Annotated in this window: 1 protein-coding gene and 1 pseudogene; both read left to right on the top strand. The window is 67.1% G+C overall.

Annotated elements, in window-relative coordinates; all coding sequences use genetic code 11:
- Positions 1-604: polyprenyl diphosphate synthase (gene uppS / locus JCM25156_RS18965; RefSeq protein WP_025814399.1), on the top strand; the 604-nt coding region annotated here is incomplete at its 5' end.
- Positions 588-778 (top strand): annotated as a pseudogene (locus tag JCM25156_RS28300) (phosphatidate cytidylyltransferase); the annotation flags it as partial. The gene uppS and the pseudogene JCM25156_RS28300, both read left to right, overlap by 17 nt.

Genomic DNA, 778 nt, shown 5'->3' with positions numbered 1-778 from the left:
GGCGGTGCAGCGCACCGTCCGCGCCGCCGTGAAGCGGGGCGTGAAATGGCTCACGCTTTATGCCTTTTCATCGGAGAACTGGCGGCGCGCGCCGGGTGAGGTCGCTGACCTGACCGGCCTGCTGCGCTACTACCTGCGGCACAAGGTGGCCGAACTGTCGCGCGAAGGCGTGCGGCTGCGGGTAATTGGCGACCTGACCCGTTTTCCCGTCGATATTCAGGAAGAAGCCCGCCGCGCCGAACGGGTGACGGCGGCCAATGGCAGGCTGGTGCTGGTGCTGGCGCTGTCCTATGGCGGGCGGGCCGACATCGTGCAGGCCGCCATCCGCATGGCGCGGGCCGTGGCCGGGGGCGAGCTTGCCGCCAGTGACATTGACGAGACGGTTTTTGCCAGCGCGTTACAGACCGCGGGCATGCCGGACCCGGATCTGATCGTGCGCACGAGCGGGGAATGCCGCCTGTCCAACTTCCTGCTGTGGCAGTCGGCCTATGCCGAGCTGGTATTTCTGGAAACGCCATGGCCGGATTTTGACGAGACGCATTTCGATACCGTCCTGGCGATCTATTCCCGGCGTGAAAGGCGATTCGGTGCAAGGCCAACCTGAAGGCGGGAACGCCGCCCCCCCCGGTGGCGCGCCCAGGAAATCCGGTAACTGGAAAGACCTGCGCGCCCGTGTGCTTTCGGCCGCGGTGCTGGTGCCGCTGGCCGGGCTGTGCGTATGGGCGGGCGGTCTGGTCTATGGCGCGATGATCGTGCTGGCCATGGCGGGCATGGCCAG

Source organism: Komagataeibacter kakiaceti JCM 25156, from assembly GCF_000613305.1.
The sequence above is the reverse complement of the archived record's forward strand: the minus strand, read 5'-3'. Positions and strand labels throughout refer to the sequence as shown.